This window comes from Microbacterium festucae (assembly GCF_025421715.1).
Taxonomy (GTDB): Bacteria; Actinomycetota; Actinomycetes; order Actinomycetales; family Microbacteriaceae; genus Microbacterium; species Microbacterium festucae.
The window spans coordinates 212,125-228,817 of the sequence record NZ_JAOEFC010000001.1; the positions used below are offsets into that span (position 1 = coordinate 212,125).

15 protein-coding genes and 1 riboswitch are annotated in these 16,693 nt (G+C 73.1%); of the genes, 11 read left to right on the forward strand and 4 right to left on the reverse strand.

What is annotated here, in order from left to right:
- Window position 1: 1 nt before the first annotated feature.
- On the reverse strand, window positions 2-1,891 hold the full coding sequence (locus N3K63_RS00940; protein WP_261578089.1) for a phosphoenolpyruvate carboxykinase (GTP): 1,890 nt from the start codon (window positions 1,889-1,891) through the stop codon (window positions 2-4).
- Window positions 1,892-2,034: 143 nt separating this feature from the next.
- Here N3K63_RS00940 and N3K63_RS00945 point away from each other — a divergent pair, with 143 nt between their 5' ends.
- The gene (locus N3K63_RS00945) at window positions 2,035-3,480 is read left to right on the forward strand and encodes an XRE family transcriptional regulator (protein ID WP_261578090.1); all 1,446 of its coding nucleotides are present in this window, start codon (window positions 2,035-2,037) and stop codon (window positions 3,478-3,480) included.
- A 2-nt stretch (window positions 3,481-3,482) separates the two neighbouring features.
- Here N3K63_RS00945 and N3K63_RS00950 read toward each other — a convergent pair whose 3' ends face one another.
- A complete protein-coding gene (locus N3K63_RS00950) occupies window positions 3,483-4,562 on the reverse strand; it encodes a winged helix DNA-binding domain-containing protein (RefSeq protein WP_261578091.1) in 1,080 nt (359 codons plus the stop codon).
- Between the two features lie 68 nt (window positions 4,563-4,630).
- On the opposite strand from N3K63_RS00950, the gene N3K63_RS00955 reads away from it, so the two are divergent.
- From N3K63_RS00955 to N3K63_RS00980, 6 genes are all read left to right on the forward strand, one after another.
- Window positions 4,631-5,428 carry a transglutaminase-like domain-containing protein gene (locus N3K63_RS00955; RefSeq protein ID WP_261578092.1) on the forward strand — a complete coding sequence of 266 codons (798 nt, stop codon included), beginning with the start codon at window positions 4,631-4,633 and terminating at the stop codon, window positions 5,426-5,428.
- A gap of 89 nt (window positions 5,429-5,517) precedes the next feature.
- Window positions 5,518-5,964, forward strand: coding sequence for a MarR family winged helix-turn-helix transcriptional regulator (locus N3K63_RS00960; protein WP_261578093.1), 447 nt, complete (start codon window positions 5,518-5,520; stop codon window positions 5,962-5,964).
- The gene (locus N3K63_RS00965; protein ID WP_261578094.1) at window positions 5,961-6,599 is read left to right on the forward strand and encodes an NAD(P)H-dependent oxidoreductase; all 639 of its coding nucleotides are present in this window, start codon (window positions 5,961-5,963) and stop codon (window positions 6,597-6,599) included. The genes N3K63_RS00960 and N3K63_RS00965 overlap by 4 nt, the downstream gene beginning before the upstream one ends.
- Window positions 6,600-6,771: 172 nt before the next feature.
- The gene (locus N3K63_RS00970; protein ID WP_261578095.1) at window positions 6,772-7,623 is read left to right on the forward strand and encodes an ABC transporter substrate-binding protein; all 852 of its coding nucleotides are present in this window, start codon (window positions 6,772-6,774) and stop codon (window positions 7,621-7,623) included.
- Between the two features lie 52 nt (window positions 7,624-7,675).
- The gene (locus N3K63_RS00975) at window positions 7,676-8,536 is read left to right on the forward strand and encodes an amino acid ABC transporter permease (protein WP_261578096.1); all 861 of its coding nucleotides are present in this window, start codon (window positions 7,676-7,678) and stop codon (window positions 8,534-8,536) included.
- Complete coding sequence (locus N3K63_RS00980; RefSeq protein WP_261578097.1) at window positions 8,533-9,267, forward strand: amino acid ABC transporter ATP-binding protein; 735 nt, start codon at window positions 8,533-8,535, stop codon at window positions 9,265-9,267. Before N3K63_RS00975 ends, N3K63_RS00980 begins: the two co-directional genes overlap by 4 nt.
- Window positions 9,268-9,330: 63 nt before the next feature.
- Here N3K63_RS00980 and N3K63_RS00985 read toward each other — a convergent pair whose 3' ends face one another.
- Both N3K63_RS00985 and glyA read right to left on the reverse strand, forming a co-directional pair.
- Window positions 9,331-10,212 (reverse strand): bifunctional methylenetetrahydrofolate dehydrogenase/methenyltetrahydrofolate cyclohydrolase, encoded by an 882-nt coding sequence (locus N3K63_RS00985; protein WP_261578098.1) that lies wholly within the window; start codon window positions 10,210-10,212, stop codon window positions 9,331-9,333.
- Window positions 10,213-10,351: 139 nt separating this feature from the next.
- Complete coding sequence (gene glyA, locus N3K63_RS00990) at window positions 10,352-11,626, reverse strand: serine hydroxymethyltransferase (RefSeq protein WP_261578099.1); 1,275 nt, start codon at window positions 11,624-11,626, stop codon at window positions 10,352-10,354.
- 63 nt (window positions 11,627-11,689) lie between these two features.
- Window positions 11,690-11,772: riboswitch (ZMP/ZTP riboswitch) on the reverse strand.
- Window positions 11,773-11,849: 77 nt separating this feature from the next.
- Here glyA and N3K63_RS00995 point away from each other — a divergent pair.
- The 4 genes from N3K63_RS00995 (at window position 11,850) to N3K63_RS01010 (ending at window position 16,490) form a co-directional block, all read left to right on the forward strand.
- Window positions 11,850-13,415: a beta-N-acetylhexosaminidase gene (locus N3K63_RS00995; protein ID WP_261578100.1), complete on the forward strand. Its 1,566-nt coding sequence runs from the start codon at window positions 11,850-11,852 to the stop codon at window positions 13,413-13,415.
- A gap of 43 nt (window positions 13,416-13,458) precedes the next feature.
- Window positions 13,459-14,607 carry an N-acetylglucosamine-6-phosphate deacetylase gene (gene nagA / locus N3K63_RS01000; protein WP_261578101.1) on the forward strand — a complete coding sequence of 383 codons (1,149 nt, stop codon included), beginning with the start codon at window positions 13,459-13,461 and terminating at the stop codon, window positions 14,605-14,607.
- 120 nt (window positions 14,608-14,727) lie between these two features.
- Window positions 14,728-15,126, forward strand: a complete 399-nt coding sequence (locus N3K63_RS01005) for a YrdB family protein (protein WP_261578102.1) — start codon at window positions 14,728-14,730, stop codon at window positions 15,124-15,126.
- On the forward strand, window positions 15,123-16,490 hold the full coding sequence (locus tag N3K63_RS01010; RefSeq protein WP_261578103.1) for an FAD-binding oxidoreductase: 1,368 nt from the start codon (window positions 15,123-15,125) through the stop codon (window positions 16,488-16,490). Before N3K63_RS01005 ends, N3K63_RS01010 begins: the two co-directional genes overlap by 4 nt.
- Window positions 16,491-16,693 lie beyond the last annotated feature (203 nt).

Genomic DNA, 16,693 nt, shown 5'->3' on the forward strand with positions numbered 1-16,693 from the left:
GTCAGCGGGAGTGGGTGAGGCGGTAGCGGAGGGCGGCGAGCTCGGCGCCGAGGGCGGCGGGCACACGGCCGTCGAAGGTCGCGTAGAACTCCTCGGTCAGGTCGGCCTCGGTCAGCCACGTGTCGGGGTCGATCGCGAAGAGCTCCTCGAGATCGGCCTCGGGAACGTCGATGCCGTCGAGGTTCAGGTCGGCGGTGCGCGGCAGACGTCCGATCGCGCTGGGCACGGCCTCGACCTCGCCCTGCAGGCGGCGGACGATCCACTCCACGACGCGGGCGTTGTCGCCGAACCCCGGCCACAGGAACCGGCCGTCGGCGCCCTTGCGGAACCAGTTGACCTGGAAGATGCGCGGGGCGCGGTCGAAGCGCAGCGACTGCCCGACCTTCAGCCAGTGGCCGAAGTAGTCGGCCATGTTGTAGCCGCAGAAGGGCAGCATCGCGAACGGGTCGCGGCGCAGCTCGCCCACCGTGCCCTCGGCGGCGGCGGTGCGCTCCGACGAGATCGTCGACCCCAGGAAGACGCCGTGGGTCCAGTCGGTGGCCTCGACCACCAGCGGCACGTTGGTGGCGCGACGGCCGCCGAACAGGATCGCGTCCAGCGGCACCGCCTCGTCCCAGTCGCCGGCGATCTGGGGGCACTGCCCGGCGCTCACGGTGAAGCGCGAGTTGGGGTGCGCGGCGGGGGTTCCCGATGCCGGCGTCCACGGCCGGCCCTGCCAGTCGGTGAGCTCGTCGGGCACGTCGTCGGTGAGCCCCTCCCACCACACGTCGCCGTCGGGGCGCAGCGCGACGTTCGTGAAGATCGTGTTGCCCCAGAGGGTTTCGACGGCCGTGACGTTGGTCGACTGGCCGGTGCCCGGCGCGACCCCGAAGAAGCCCGCCTCGGGGTTGATCGCCCACAGCCGCCCGTCGTCGCCGGGGCGCAGCCATGCGATGTCGTCGCCGAGGGTCTCCACGCGCCACCCCGGGATCGTCGGGCGCAGCATCGCGAGGTTGGTCTTGCCGCACGCCGACGGGAAGGCGGCGGCGATGTGGAACGCGCGCCCCTGGGGGTCGATCACGCGGATGAGCAGCATGTGCTCGGCCAGCCATCCCTCGTCGCGCCCGATGACTGAGGCGATGCGCAGCGCGAAGCACTTCTTGGCGAGGATGGCGTTGCCGCCGTAGCCGGAGCCGAACGACCACACCTCGAGGGTGTCGGGGAAGTGCACGATGTACTTCTCGTCGTTGCACGGCCACGCCTGGTCGGCCTCGCCGGGCGCCAGCGGCGCGCCCACCGAGTGCACGGTCTTCACCCACGGCTTGCCGGCGGCGATCTGCTCGACCACCTCGGTGCCCACGCGGGTCATGATGCCGATGGATGCCACGGCGTACGCCGAGTCGGTCAGCTGCACGCCGATGTGCGACAGCGGCCCGCCGACGGCGCCCATCGAGAACGGCACGACGTACATGGTGCGTCCGCGCATCGATCCCTCGAACAGCGGGGTGATGGTGGCGCGGATCTCGTCGGGGGCGGCCCAGTTGTTGGTGGGACCGGCATCCTCTTCGCGCGTGGAGGCGATGAAGGTGCGGCCCTCGGTGCGGGCGACGTCGCTCGGATGCGATCGGGCGAGGTACGACCCCGGTCGCCACTCGGGGTTGAGCTTGATGAGCTTGCCCTCGTCGACCATCTCGCGCAGCAGCGCGTCGTTCTCGGCGGCCGACCCGTCGACCCAGTGGATGCGGTCGGGGCGGGTGAGCGCGGCGATCTCGTCGACCCATGCGACGAGCGCTTCGGCCGCGGCACCGGTCATCGCCGGGCGGGCACCGTGCGCGCGGGCGGCGGGCGCGGCGGGGGCGGAGCCCGATCCGCGCGTGGGGACCGGTCGGGTGAAGATGTCCGCGAGGGCCATGTCGTCTCCTTCGTCTGCCGGGGCCGGGTCGTCCGGTGAGGCCTGCGGGCTGCCGTGCCCGCTCTTCCACTTTCCGCCCCCGCGCCCAGACTTTCGAGGCTCTATGGGCGCAAGAACGTGACTTCTTTCCGTATGCTCAAGGAATGACTCCGACCGCGCTCGAACTGTCGACCCTGGGCCACCGCATCCGTCACCAGCGGGTGTCGCACGGGTACACGCTCGACGAGCTGGGGGCGCTGGTGGGGGTCGCCGGCAGTCAGCTGAGCCTCATCGAGAACGGCAAGCGCGAGCCCAAGCTGTCGCTGCTGCAGGCCATCGCGCACGCCACCGGCACCGACGTGACCGACCTGCTCTCGGCGGAGCCGCCCAACGCGCGCGCCGCGCTCGAGCTCGAGCTGAAGCGCGCGCAGACGAGCCCCGTCTTCCGCCGCCTGGGCATCGAGCCGGTGCGGGTCACCAAGACGATGAGCGACGAGACGATCGCCTCGGTGCTGGGGCTGCACCGCGAGCTGCAGCGGCGGGAACGCGAGGCGATCGCCACCCCCGAAGAGGCCCGCCGCGCCAACACCGAGCTGCGCCTGCGGCTGCGCGAGAAGGACAACTACCTCCCCGACATCGAGAAGCTCGCCGAGAAGCAGCTGAAGTCGGCCGGCCACGGGGCGGGGGCGCTGACCCACCGCACCGTCAGCCTCATGGCCCAGCAGCTGGGCTTCGAGCTCATCTACGTCAGCGACCTGCCGCACTCGGCCCGCTCGGTCACCGACCTCGAGAACGGCCGCATCTATCTGCCACCGGCCTCGATCCCGGGCGGCCACGGCCTGCGCTCGATGGCCCTGCAGGCCATGGCCCACCGCCTGCTCGGCCACACGCCGCCCACCGACTACGCCGACTTCCTGCAGCAGCGCCTCGAGATCAACTACTTCGCGGCGTGCTGCCTCATGCCCGAGACCAACGCGGTGGCCTTCCTCGCCCAGGCCAAGAAGGACAAGAACCTCGCGGTGGAGGATTTCCGCGACGCGTTCGGCGTCACCCACGAGGCCGCCGGCATGCGCCTGACCAACCTCGCCACGGTGCACCTGGGCATTCCGCTGCACTTCCTCCGCGTCGACGGCTCGGGGGCGATCACCCGCGTGTACGAGAACGACGAGCTGCCGCTGCCGATGGATGTCACCGGCGCCGTGGAGGGCCAGATGGTGTGCCGCAAGTTCGCGGCGCGGTCGGCGTTCGCCGAGCAGAACCGCACCACCGAGCACTACCAGTACACCGACACCCCCGCCGGCACGTTCTGGTGCTCGAGCCAGACCGGCACGACCTCCGACGGCGAGTTCTCGATCACCGTCGGCGTGCCCTTCGACGACGCCCGCTGGTTCCGCGGGCGCGAGACGCAGAAGCGCGCCACCTCGACCTGCCCCGACGACTCGTGCTGCCGCAGCGCCGACGCCGACCTCACCCGGCGCTGGGAGGGCAAGGCCTGGCCGAGCGCGCGCGTGCACATGCAGATGTTCAGCCCGCTCCCCCGCGGCGCCTTCCCGGGCGTCGACGACGGCGAGGTCTACGCGTTCCTCGACCGTCACGCCGACGTCGACTGAGCTCAGCCCCGCACGAACCGCGAGACCCGCGCCAGGGCCGCCTCGACCTCGGATGCCGGGACGTCGAGGTGACCGAACAGCTCGGCCACCGGCATGCGGTGGTGGCGGCCCACCGCCATCGAGTGCGACCACAGCCCCGCCACCTCGCCGCGTGCGACGAGCACGGGGCGCACGAGACCCTGGATGCTGGGGCCCACGCGCGCCGTGAAGCCGTCGGCGCACGCGAGGGTGCGGTCGGCGTAGGAGAGGTAGTACTCGTCGAAGGGCGGCAGGGCGACCACGCCGCCCTCGTCCGCATCGTCGACGCCCGCCTCCGACCCGGCGCCCGGCACGACGAGCATCCCCTCGCCGGTGTCGACGACGCGGTCGCCGGCGGCCTCGCGCGCGGCGCGGGCCGCGCCCAGCGGCATCCCCGCCCACCACGCGAAGTCGGCGACGCCGGCCGGACCGTGGGAGCGGATGTAGCCCACGAACAGCTCGGCGACCGGGTCGGCCGGCGTCGCGGCGTCGGCGATCCAGTCGCCGGGGGCGACGAGGTACTGGTCGCGGGTGGGCGCCCCCTCGCGCGGGATCACCGGCCCCAGCACGACGTCTTCGCGCAGGGCGAGCGCCGACAGCAGCAGATTGGCCCGCATCCCGGTGGGCTCGACCCCCGCACCGGCCAGCACCGCGGCGAACTCGGCGCGGGTGAGCCGGTTGCCGCCGGCGAGCGCGGCGGTGACCGCACGCGCGGCGGTGTCGACGTGCTCTTCGGGGATGCCGTGGGCACGGCGCACCCCGGCGAACTGCCGCAGCTGGCGGTCGCGGGTGACCTGCAGGATCCAGCCCAGGTCGCGCGCGGAGACGATGTGCAGCGTGCCGCGCTGCGTCCACGCGCGCACGAGCTCGCCGCGGTCGAAGGCGGCGTCGACCTGCGAGAGCACCGGGGCCCCGGCGGTGCGGACGCCGAGGGCCCATCGCCCTCCCCAGAACTCCTGCGCCTGGGTGGCCGTCATGTGCGCCGCGGTGCGCACGAGGTCGGCTGCGGGCGCGCGCAGCAGATGCGAGCCCTGGCGGAGGTGGCGGACGTGCGCGGCATCCATGGTCACATCCTGCCGCGCCCCGGTGACACCGCGCCGCAACCCCCGCCCCCAGGTGGCATGCTGGCGACATGGAACGAGAAGTGCGCAGTCGCCTGGAGCTGGCCGTCACCGAGCCCGCGGAGCTCGTGCTGTCGGTGGCGGTCTCGGCCCACTACGAGCCCGACCACGAGAGCCTCACGACCACCCTCGACGGTGCGCCGGTGACCGCCTCGGAGTTCCACGACCACAGCGGCACGCGCCTGCACCGCGTGCAGGTGCCGGCGGGCACGTTCGTCGCCGAGTACCACGCGCACGTGCTGGGCGAGGGGGCGCACACCATCGGGCGCGAGTACGACCTGTTCTCGTACCGGCTGCCCAGCCGGTACGTCGAGTCCGACACCCTCGCCGCCACCGCGGCCGCCGAGTTCGCGGGCATCGACGACCCGATCGACCTGCTCGCGGCGGTCTCGTCGTGGGTGGGCACCCGCCTGTCCTACGTCACCGGGTCGTCGCTGCCGACCGACGGCGCCGTGCGCACGCTCCTCAGCCGTCAGGGCGTGTGCCGCGACTACGCCCACCTGTGCGTCGCGCTGCTGCGGGCGCGGGGCATCGCCGCGCGCATGGCCGCGGTGTACGCGCCGGGGCTGCACCCCATGGAGTTCCACGCCGTCGCCGAGGCCTGGGTCGAGGGCGCCTGGCGGGTGGTGGATGCCACCGCCCTCGCGCCCCGGCAGAGCCTCCTGCGCATCGCCACGGGCCGGGATGCCGCCGACACGGCGTTCCTCACGGTGCTCAGCGGCCGCGCCGACCTGGTGACCCTCGAGGTGTCGGCCGTCGTCGACGAGCTCGCCTTCGACGACGTGCGCGACCTCGTGTCGATCCACTGACCCGGATCGATCCGCTGCGCGGGGACAGCGTTCCGCGCACGACGAGTCAACCTGTTGACTCTCGCTGAGTCAACTGGTTTACTCAGGGCATGGCCGATCGCATCACCGTGACCCTGCACGAGCTCGTCGCCGAGCTCGACCTGTACGCCGACGACTACCTCCACCGCGTCCACGGCATCTCGTTCAACCTGTTCGAGGTGCTCAACGTGCTCGTCGAGAGGGCACCGATCGACATCTCCGGCCTCGCCCGCTGCCTGCGGGTGACCAAGGCCGCCGTCAGCAAGCGGGTGCCGCAGCTGGTGTCGGGCGGGTGGGTCGTGGCCACGCCGGGGCAGGGCCGGCAGATCCTGCTCGCGCCCACCGACCAGACCGTCGCCCTCGTGCAGCAGGCCGGCGGCGAACTCGAAGCGCACTTCGCCGAGATGCTCGCCGACCCGCGCCTGACCCGGGCCACGGATGCCGTGGCTCCCGGCATCCTCAACAGCCACCTCAGCACCCTCACGCAGATCGTGATCGAGAAGGGACAGCCCGCATGACCGCCCGCATCCTCGTCGTCATCGGCACACCGCTGCCGGACACCTACACGCACGCCCTGGCCGCGTCCTACATCCGCTCGGCCCGGGAGGCCGGCGCCGACGTGCGGGTGGTCGATCTCGCGAACGACCCCATCCCCGCCCACCCGCGCAGCCGCGACCAGCTGCGCGCCCCGCGCGACGGGAACGACCTGCCGCTGGACGCCGATGTGGCCGCCTACCTCGACGACGTGCGGTGGGCGCAGCATCTGGTCTTCTTCCACCCGCAGTGGTGGGGCACGATGCCGGCGGCGCTGAAGGCCTTCATCGACCGCGTCTTCCTCTCGGGCGCGACCTTCCGCTACCGCGAGGGCACCGCGCTGCCCGAGCGCCTGCTCACCGGCCGCACCGCCCGGGTGGTCATGACGATGGACTCGCCCCGCTGGTGGAACCGGGTCGTCTACCGCGGCGCCGCCGAGGCCTCCCTCACCCGCGCGACGCTGGGGTACTGCGGCGTGCGCACCCTCGGGATCACGCGCCTGACCCCCATCCGCCTGGGCGACCGGGCCCGGCGCGAGCGGTGGCTCGACCAGGTGGGCGCGCTCGGCGCCCGCGACGGGCGACGCGGCTCCCGCGCACGGGTCGCGGCGGCGGTGTGAGCCCGGCCGCGCGGGCGCCGATCCCGGCGTCGGCCGTGTCGCCTGCGTAACGAATCGTCGCGCAGCGCGCCCGGTGCGGCGCGGGTCGAGGAAGATGGAGGGGCGCGGCGACACAGCACCGGCCGCGCCGCACCCTGCAGCGCCCCGCGCTCCCACTTCCGGAGGACCCGACATGTCCCGCACCATCCTGCGCACCGGCCTCGCCGCCGCCGCCACCGCCACCGCCCTTCTGCTCGCCGGCTGCGCCGGGGGCGCCACGCCCGCGGCATCCGGTTCGGCCGCCGGCGACGACGAGGGCTACATCACCCCCGGCACCCTGACCATCGCCACCGGCGAGGTCGCCTACTTCCCCTACGTCGTCGACGACGACCCCGAGTCGGGCGAGGGCTTCGAAGCCGCGATCGCCTACGCGGTCGCCGAGAAGCTCGGCTTCGCGAAGGAGGACGTCACCTGGGTGCGCACCTCGTTCGAGTCGGCGATCGCGCCGGGCCCGAAGGACTTCGACTTCAACATCCAGCAGTACTCGATCACCGACGAGCGCAAGCAGGCCGTCGACTTCTCGTCGCCCTACTACCAGGCCAGCCAGGCGATCGTGGCCATCAAGGGCTCCGCCGCCGAGGGCGTGGACACCCTCGAGGGCGCCAAGGGCCTGCTGCTGGGTGCGATGGCCGGCTCCACGAGCGCGCAGACCGTCGAGCAGGCCGTGCAGCCCACGACGCCGGCGCAGCTCTACAACTCCAACGAAGACGCCCGCGCGGCGCTGGAGGCGGGACAGATCGATGGCCTCGTGCTCGACACCCCCACCGCCTACTACGCGACCAGCGAGTACATCGAGAACTCGTTCATCGTCGGCGAGCTGCCCGCCGCGGGTGTGCCCGACGAGTGGGGCCTGCTGCTGGGCAAGGACTCGCCGCTGACGGCCCGCGTGACCGCCGCCGTCGACGAGCTGCGCGAAGACGGCACCCTCGCCGAGATCACCGACAAGTGGCTGGGCTCGGGTCAGGGCGTCACGCTCCTGAAGTGACGCCCGCGCCCGCCGTCACCGGCGGGCGCACCGCGTCGACTACCGTCGTCCTGTGACTTCCGACACCGCCCGCGCGCACAGCCCGAGCGCGCTCGAGCTCGATCGCCGCGCCTACCGGCGCCGCCGTTCGCAGCGCTCGGTGCTGGTGGCCATCGCCTCGACGCTGGCCTTCGCCGCCGTCGCCTGGCTGACGGTGCTGAACACGCCCGGCTGGGCGCAGGTGCAGCAGTCGTTCTTCGACCCGGCCACGGCCCTGGCCGCCCTCCCCCGGGTGTGGGACGGGTTCCTGCTGAACCTGCAGGTGCTGCTGATCTCGGTGGTCACCGTCGGCGTGGTCGGCCTCACCCTGGCGCTGCTGCGCACCCTGCGCGGGCCGGTGTTCTTCCCGGTGCGCGCGCTCGTTGCCGGTTACACCGACATCTTCCGCGGGCTGCCGCTGATCATCGTGCTCTACCTCGTCGGCTACGGCATCCCCACCCTGCTGGAGCAGCGCATCTCGCCGGTCGTGCTGGGGGTGACGGCGGTGACCATCACCTACTCGGCCTACGTGGCCGAGGTGATCCGCGCCGGCATCGACTCGGTGCACCCCTCGCAGCGCCTCGCCGCGCGGGCGCTGGGGCTCGGCTACGTGCAGACGCTGCGCCGCGTGGTGCTGCCGCAGGCGCTGCGCAAGATGACGCCCCCGCTCATGAACGACTTCGTCTCGATGCAGAAGGATGTGGGCCTCATCTCCGTGCTCGGAGCGATGGATGCCGTGCGCGCCGCGCAGGCCGAGACCTCCCTCGCCTACAACTTCACGCCGTACGTCGTGGCCGGCGTGCTGTTCGTGCTGCTGGCGATCCCGACCATCCGGCTGACCGACTGGTACACCGAGCGTCTGCGGCGCCGCGAGCAGGCGGGGTCGATCCTGTGACGGCCCTGCTGCGCACCGAGGACGTCTGGAAGGCGTTCGGCGACCGCGAGGTGCTGCGCGGCGTCTCGCTCGAGCTCGCCGCCCACGAGGTGGTCGCCCTCATCGGTGCGAGCGGCTCGGGCAAGTCGACGCTGCTGCGCTGCCTCAACCTGCTCGAACCCATCGACGACGGCCGCATCTGGCTGGGCGACGACGACATCTCCGACCCGCGCGCCGACGGCAACGGCATCCGCCAGCGCATCGGCATCGTGTTCCAGAGCTACAACCTCTTCCCGCACCTGACGGTGCTCGACAACGTCACCCTGGCCGCGCGCGTCGTGCACCGGATGCCGCGGGCGGCGGCCGAGGAGCGCGCGCACGCGCTGCTGGAACGCATCGGCCTGGCCGACAAGGCCAGGGAGCACCCCGACCGCCTCTCCGGCGGCCAGCAGCAGCGGGTGGCCCTGGTGCGCGCGATCGCGACCGACCCCGAGATCCTGCTGCTCGACGAGATCACCTCGGCCCTCGACCCCGAACTGGTCGGCGAAGTGCTCGAGCTCGTGCGGGGGCTGGCCGCCGACGGCGCGACGATCCTGATGGCCACGCACGAGATGTCGTTCGCGCGCGACGTGGCCGACCGCGTGGTCTTCCTCGACGGCGGCGCGATCGTCGAGGAGGGTGCGCCGGCGCAGCTGTTCACGGCCCCGCGCGAGGCGCGCACCCGCGAGTTCCTCTCCCGCTTCACCGCCTGACGCGACGGGTCTGCTGCGGGCGGCACGGCGGGCCGCAGAGCCGCGGATGCCGTGGTGCGCGGCTCAGCCGGCGAGACGCTCGGCGGCTTCGACCACGTTGGTCATGAGCAGCGCGACCGTCATCGGCCCGACCCCGCCGGGGTTGGGCGAGACGTAGCCGGCGACCTCCACGGCATCCGGGTGCACGTCGCCGTAGACCTTGTTCTTGCCGGTCTCGGGGTCGGTCTCGCGGGTGACGCCCACATCGAGCACGGCGGCGCCGGGCTTGATGTCGGCGCCGCGCACGAGGTGCTTGACGCCGGCGGCGGCCACGACGACGTCGGCCTGGCGCAGGTGCTGGGCGAGGTCGACGGTGCCGGTGTGGGTGAGGGTGACGGTGGCGTTGTACTCGCGGCGGGTCAGCAGCAGGCCGATCGAGCGGCCGATGGTGACGCCGCGGCCGACGACGACGACGTGCTTGCCGGCGAGGTCGTAGCCGTTGCGCACGAGCAGCTCGATGACGCCGCGGGGCGTGCACGGCAGGGGCGAGGTGATCGGCGTGTTCACGTTGAGCACGAGACGCCCGAGGTTGGTGGGGTGCAGGCCGTCGGCATCCTTGTCGGGGTCGATGCGCTCGAGGATCGCGTCGGTGTCGATGTGGCGCGGCAGCGGCAGCTGCACGATGTAGCCGTGGCAGGCCGGGTCGGCGTTGAGCTCGTCGATCAGCGCCTCGACGTCGGCCTGGGTGGCGTCGGCGGGCAGCTCGCGCTGGATCGAGTTCATGCCGATGGCCTCGGACTGGCGGTGCTTCATGCCCACGTACAGCTGCGAGGCGGGGTCGGCGCCCACGAGCACCGTCGCGATGCCCGGGGTGATGCCCCGCGCTTTGAGCGCGGCGACCCGCTCAGTGAGCTCGGCGCGGATCGCCGCCGCCGCGGCCTTGCCGTCGAGAGTGAGAGCCGTCATGTCGTTCCTCCTGTGTCCGGGTCGCCGCTCCCCCGCCCCTGTCCGCGAGAGAACACCGGGGCGCCGAGAGAACGGGTGGGACCCGTTCCCTCGGCCGGTGGGTGTTCTCTCGCGGGCGAGAGCGAGGGGCGCGCGGGGGTTACTGCTGCAGGTCGGGGTAGAGCGGGAAGGCGGCCGCCAGGGCGTCCACGCGCGCGCGGAGGGCCTCGAGGTCGGCGCCGGGCTGCAGGGCCAGCGCGATGACGTCGGCCACCTCGGTGAACTCGGCGTCGCCGAAGCCGCGGGTGGCCAGGGCCGGGGTGCCGATGCGCAGCCCCGAGGTGACCATCGGCGGGCGCGGGTCGTTGGGGACCGCGTTGCGGTTGACGGTGATGTGGATCTCGTGCAGCAGGTCTTCGGCCTGCTTGCCGTCGAGGGCGGCGTCGCGCAGGTCGACGAGCACGAGGTGCACGTCGGTGCCGCCCGAGCGCACCGCGATGCCGGCATCCTTCACGTCCTGCTGCGACAGACGCTCGGCGAGGATCGCGGCGCCGCGCAGCACGCGGCCCTGACGCTCGGCGAACTCCGGCGTGGCCGCCAGCTTGAACGCGGTCGCCTTGGCGGCGATGACGTGCATGAGCGGCCCGCCCTGCTGCCCCGGGAAGACGGCGGTGTTGATCTTCTTGGCGATGTCGGCGTCGTTGGTGAGGATGAAGCCCGAGCGCGGGCCGCCGATGGTCTTGTGCACCGTCGAGCTGACGACGTGGGCGTGCGGCACCGGCGACGGGTGCAGGCCCGCGGCGACCAGTCCGGCGAAGTGTGCCATGTCGACCCACAGCAGGGCGCCGACCTCGTCGGCGATCTCGCGGAAGCGCGCGAAGTCGAGCTGACGGGGGTAGGCCGACCAGCCGGCGATGATCACCTTCGGCTGGTGCTCGCGGGCGAGGCGGGCGACCTCGTCCATGTCGATGATGCTGGTCTCGGGGTCGACGCCGTAGGCGACGATGTTGTAGAGCCGGCCCGAGAAGTTGATCTTCATGCCGTGCGTGAGGTGGCCGCCCTGGTCGAGCGAGAGGCCCAGCAGGGTGTCGCCGGGGCGCGCGATGGCGTGCAGCACGGCGGCGTTGGCCGAGGCGCCCGAGTGGGGCTGCACGTTGGCGAACTCCGAGCCGAACAGCGCCTTGGCGCGCGAGATGGCGAGCTCTTCGGCCACGTCGACCTCTTCGCAGCCGCCGTAGTAGCGGCGGCCCGGGTAGCCCTCGGCGTACTTGTTGGTGAGCACCGAGCCCTGCGACTGCAGCACCGAGACCGGCACGAAGTTCTCGGAGGCGATCATCTCGAGGAACGTGCGCTGGCGGTTCAGCTCGCGCTCGAGCACCTCGGCGATCTCGGGATCGACCTCGGCGAGCGGGGCGTTGAAGACGGAATCGGTCATTGACGAGCTCCTGGTCTGTCGGTGGTTGAGTGCCGCCGCGGGCAGCGGCGGTCTATCGAAACCACGGCCGACCCAGGCGTACGGTCATGAGCCATGTGGTCGCTCCCCGGTGGTGGCCCACCTCAACGCCAGTCGCGACGATGGAAGCATATCGGATGCCGCGACCCGGTAGGCTGATGCCAGGCTATTTGTTAGGACTCTTAACAACGTTGTCGGAGGAACTGTGACCCAGCCCGCTATCGTCCCCCTGCCCTCGGCGCTGCGCGCCCGCGACGGCGGCCCGTTCGTGCTCACCGCCGCGACGGCGCTGCGTGGAGACCCGGATGCCGTGGCGGCGCTGCGCGCGCTGATCACCGCCCGCACCGGCCTGCGCCTGCCCGACGGCGCCGCGGAGGGCGCCGCGCCCGACAGCGCGGCGCCCGACGGGGCCCGCGCCGTCGTGCTCGTCGTCGACGCGGCATCCGGGGCGGCGGAGTCGTACACGCTGCGCGCGGATGCGGCGGGGGTCTCCGTGACCGGGGCCGACGCGGCGGGCCTGTTCTACGGCGTGCAGACCCTGGGCCAGCTGCTGCAGCGGGGCGCGGGCGACGGCGGGTGGAGCGTGCCGGCGGTCGAGGTCGACGACGCGCCCCGCTTCCCCTACCGCGGCGTGATGCTCGATGTCGCCCGCCACTTCCACGACGTCGACACCGTCGAGGCCTACATCGACCGCGCCGCGTCGCTGAAGCTCAACGTGCTGCACCTGCACCTGAGCGACGACCAGGGGTGGCGCCTGGAGATCGCGTCCCGGCCCGAACTGACCGCCCGCGCCGCGGCATCCGCTGTCGGCGGCGACCCGGGCGGGTTCTTCACCCAGGACGACTACCGGCGCATCGTCGCCTTCGCGGCGTCGCGGCACATGACCGTGGTGCCGGAGTTCGACACCCCCGGGCACACGCACGCCGTGTCGCTGGCCTACCCCGAGCTCAGCGCCGAACCGGTGCTGAGCGACCACATCCGCCAGATCATCCGCGACTACGGCGGGGAGCTGCCCGTCAACGGCACCGCGTTCGAGGGGATGGCGGTGGGCTTCTCGTCGCTGAAGATCCACGATGAGGCGACCTACGCGTTCCTCGAGGACGTGTTCGGCGAGCTGGCCGCGCTCACCCCCGGACCGTGGCTGCACCTCGGCGGCGACGAGGCGCTGGGCACCAGCCCCGAAGACTTCGACGTGTTCGTCGCGCGGGCCTCCGAGATCATCCGCCGCCTGGGCAAGACCCCGATGGCCTGGCACGAGGCGGGCTCGGCGGCGGGCCTGGCCCGCGGCACGGTCGGTCAGTACTGGGGCTTCGTGTCGCCCACCGGCGGCATGGACGCCAAGGCGCGCGCGTTCGTCGCGCGCGGCGGCAAGATCGTCTTCTCCCCCGCCGACGCGATCTACCTCGACATGAAGTTCGACGCCGACTCGCCGCTCGGTCTCACCTGGGCGCGCGGGGTCACCTCGGCCCGGCGCGCCTACGAGTGGGACCCGGCGACGGTCGTCGACGGGATCGGCGACGACGACATCCTGGGCGTCGAGGCGCCGCTGTGGACCGAGACGGTGCGCAGCCTCGCCGACATCGACGCGCTCGCCTTCCCGCGCATCACCGCCGCCGCCGAGGCCGCCTGGTCGCCCGCGGTGGGCACCGACCCGGCGCGCACCTGGGAGTCGTTCCGCACCCGGGTGGGCGCGCTCGGCCCGCTGTGGCAGAGTCTGGGCATCGCCTTCACGGCGCTGGACGAGATCGACTGGCGCGACGAAGAGCAGTGAGCCGAGGCGTCGACGAACCGGCGCCCGAGAACCGAGGATCCCCATGACCACCGTCATCCACTCCGTCCGGCTCGTCGACGACGGCACCGTGCAGGATGCCGCGTGGGTGGCCTTCAGCGACGGCGTCGTCGCCGGCCGGGGCACCGGCGACGACTGGCGGCAGCTGACGGTCGCCGAGGCGATCGACGGCGCGGGGCGGGTGCTGACGCCGGGCTTCCTCGACATCCACCATCACGGCGGCGGCGGGGCGGCCTACGACGACGGCGCGGATGCCATCACCGCCGCGCGCGCCGTGCACCGGGCGCACGGGACGACGCGGGCGATCCTGTCGCTGGTGACGGCCTCGGTCGACGACCTCGCCGCGCGCGTGGCCGTCATCGCCGATGCGGCCGAGCGCGACGCCACGATCCTCGGGTCGCACCTGGAGGGGCCGTTCCTCGACGTCGCGCACAAGGGCGCCCACACCGCAGCGCTGCTGCGCGCCCCCGACGCGACGGCGATCGAGCAGCTGCTGCGGGCCGGTCGCGGCACGGTGCGCCAGGTCACCCTCGCCCCAGAGCTGCCCGGCGGCCTCGACGCCGTCGCGCGCTTCGTCGAGGCGGGCGTCGTGGTCGCCGTCGGTCACACCGCGGCGACCTACGCGCAGTCCCGGGCCGCGTTCGACGTGGGCGCGACCCTCGTCACCCACGCCTTCAACGCCATGCCCGGCATCCACCACCGCGAGCCCGGCCCCGTGGTGGCGGCGATGGCCGACGACCGGGTGACGCTCGAGCTGATCGCCGACGGGGTGCACGTGCACCCCGATGTCGTCGCCCTCGCCTTCGCGGGAGCCCCCGGCCGCATCGCCCTGGTCACCGACGCCATGGCCGCCGCCGGCGCCGCCGACGGCTCGTACGAACTCGGCGGCCTTGCCGTCACGGTGCACCGCGGCATCGCGCGCCTCGACTCCGACGGGGCCATCGCCGGGTCGACCCTCACCCAAGACGCGGCGCTGCGCCTCGTGGTTGCCGGCGGGCAGCCGCTCCCGGCCGCCGTCGCCGCCCTGACGACGACGCCCGCCCGCGCGTTCGGCTGGGCGGGCCGGTACGGCTCGCTGCGCCCCGGCGGTGTCGCCGACGCGGTGCTGCTGAACGACGACCTCCACGTCGAGGGCGTGTGGGTCGACGGCACCCGCGTGCCGGCGGGGGCGTGACCGCACGGCATCCGGGCGCCTCCCCGGGCTGGCTCGACGGCATCCGGGCGTCTCTTCCGTCCTCCTCGCGGCGGGCCCGGCCCGCGGAGCCCCGCATCGCCTCGACGTAGACTGGGAGCCATGTCCGAGCTCCCCACCGTGCGCCCCGAGCCGCCGGCACAGCCGCAGCCCGCGGGCACCCGACCGGCACTGACCGCCGTGGACGTGCTCGCCTTCGTCGCCGAGATCTTCGCGTTCGTGTCGCTGGCGATCTGGGGCTTCCTGGCCTGGCCGTTCCCGTGGAACATCGTCGCCGGCATCGGCGCCCCGCTGCTGGCGGTGCTGGTGTGGGCGCTGTTCGTCTCGCCGCGCGCCGTGTTCGTCGTGCACCCCTTCGCCCGGGCCCTGGTCGAGCTGATGGTCTACGCCGCCGCCACCATCGCCTGGTGGACCGCCGGTCAGGCCCTCATCGGCATCGTCTACGGCGTGTTCGCCGTCACCGTGGGCCTGCTCGCCGGCCGCCGTCGCCTGGCGGCATGACGGGCGTCGACGTCGTCCGGCTGCTGCGCGAGCGGCTGGGTGACCGGGTCGACACCTCTCCCGGCGCCCGCGATCTGGCGCGCGCCGACAAGTCGGGGCACGCAGCGGGCGGCGCCCCGCTGGCCGTCGTGCACGCCGCGTCGGTCGCCGACGTGCAGGAGACCCTGCGCATCGCCCACGCCACCGGCACCCCCGTCGTCACCCGCGGCGCCGGCACGGGCCTGGCCGGCGGCGCCAACGCCGGCACGGGCGAGATCGCACTGTCGGTGCGGCGGATGGACCGGGTGCTCGAGGTGCGGCCCGACGACCTGCTCGCCGTCGTCGAACCCGGCATCCTCAACGCCGACCTGGATGCCGCGCTGGAGCCCTACGGGCTGTGGTGGCCGCCCGATCCCGCCAGCCGCGAGATCTCGACGGTCGGCGGCAACATCGCCACCGGCGCCGGCGGGCTGCTGTGCGCCAAGTACGGCGTCGTGCGCGACGCGGTGCTCGCCGTGGACATCGTGCTCGCCGACGGCCGGCTGCTGCACCTCGGCCACCGCACCGTGAAGGGCGTGACCGGGCTCGACCTCACGTCGCTGGTCATCGGGTCGGAGGGGACCCTCGGGGTGATCGTCGGCGCGACGCTGAAGCTGCGCCGGCGCAGCACCGCGCACACGCGCACGCTCACCGCCGTCTTCCCCGACGTGCGCGCGGCGGCGCGGGGCAGCTCCGCGGTGACCGCGTCGGGCGCGCAGCCGGCGATCATGGAGCTGATGGACGCCCTGTCGCTGGCCGCGGTGCACCGGCTGCTGCAGCTGCCCGCCCCCGCCGCCGAGGCCGCCCAGCTGACCGTGCAGACCGACGGCCCGGGCGCCGACGCCGAGGCCGAGCAGATCGCGGCGGTGCTCACCGCCGCGGGCGGCACCGTGCGGCTGGCCGAGAGCGAGGCGGAGGCGGCACTGCTGTGGCGCATCCGCCGGTCGATGCATCCGGCCATGGAGACGCTCGGCACCACCCTCATCGAGGATGTGTCGGTGCCCCGCAGCCGCCTGCCGGAGATGTTCGACGAGATCGCACGCATCGAGCGGGCCTACGGCATCCGCATCCCCACCGTCTGCCACGCCGGCGACGGCAACCTGCATCCGAACTTCGTGTTCGCAGGCCCCGAGGTGCCGCCGGAGATCTGGGAGGCCGCCGACGAGCTGTTCCGCGCCGCGCTGCGCCTGGGAGGCACACTCACCGGCGAACACGGCGTCGGCGTGCTCAAGCGCCGCTGGCTGGCCGACGAGCTCGGCGACGACCAGTGGCAGCTGCAGCGCGACATCGCCCGGGTGTTCGACCCCACCGGCATCCTGAACCCGGGCAAGGTCTTCGACCGCTGACCCCGCGGGGCTCGTGGCTTGCCGATTTCGGAGACCGTCACCCAGATCGGAGCTTTCGCCCCGATTCCGCCGAGCTGGGTGGCATCCTCCGATCTTCGTACGCCCGGGCCCTGCCCGGGGCAGCCAGCCAGCCCTGGGGATGCCGCCCGCCCGCACCTCGGATGCTGCGCCTCACCCGCCCGAATGCCACCCCTCCCCGAATT

Coding starts and splice junctions, on each gene's coding strand:
- N3K63_RS01005 (WP_261578102.1), top strand. CDS start 14,728: ATGTCCGAGCTCCCCACCGTGCGCCCCGAGCCGCCGGCACAGCCGCAG.
- N3K63_RS00965 (WP_261578094.1), top strand. CDS start 5,961: ATGACCGCCCGCATCCTCGTCGTCATCGGCACACCGCTGCCGGACACC.
- N3K63_RS00950 (WP_261578091.1), bottom strand. CDS start 4,562: ATGGATGCCGCGCACGTCCGCCACCTCCGCCAGGGCTCGCATCTGCTG.
- N3K63_RS00960 (WP_261578093.1), top strand. CDS start 5,518: ATGGCCGATCGCATCACCGTGACCCTGCACGAGCTCGTCGCCGAGCTC.
- glyA (WP_261578099.1), bottom strand. CDS start 11,626: ATGACCGATTCCGTCTTCAACGCCCCGCTCGCCGAGGTCGATCCCGAG.
- N3K63_RS00985 (WP_261578098.1), bottom strand. CDS start 10,212: ATGACGGCTCTCACTCTCGACGGCAAGGCCGCGGCGGCGGCGATCCGC.
- N3K63_RS01010 (WP_261578103.1), top strand. CDS start 15,123: ATGACGGGCGTCGACGTCGTCCGGCTGCTGCGCGAGCGGCTGGGTGAC.
- N3K63_RS00955 (WP_261578092.1), top strand. CDS start 4,631: ATGGAACGAGAAGTGCGCAGTCGCCTGGAGCTGGCCGTCACCGAGCCC.
- N3K63_RS00945 (WP_261578090.1), top strand. CDS start 2,035: ATGACTCCGACCGCGCTCGAACTGTCGACCCTGGGCCACCGCATCCGT.
- N3K63_RS00970 (WP_261578095.1), top strand. CDS start 6,772: ATGTCCCGCACCATCCTGCGCACCGGCCTCGCCGCCGCCGCCACCGCC.
- N3K63_RS00940 (WP_261578089.1), bottom strand. CDS start 1,891: ATGGCCCTCGCGGACATCTTCACCCGACCGGTCCCCACGCGCGGATCG.
- nagA (WP_261578101.1), top strand. CDS start 13,459: ATGACCACCGTCATCCACTCCGTCCGGCTCGTCGACGACGGCACCGTG.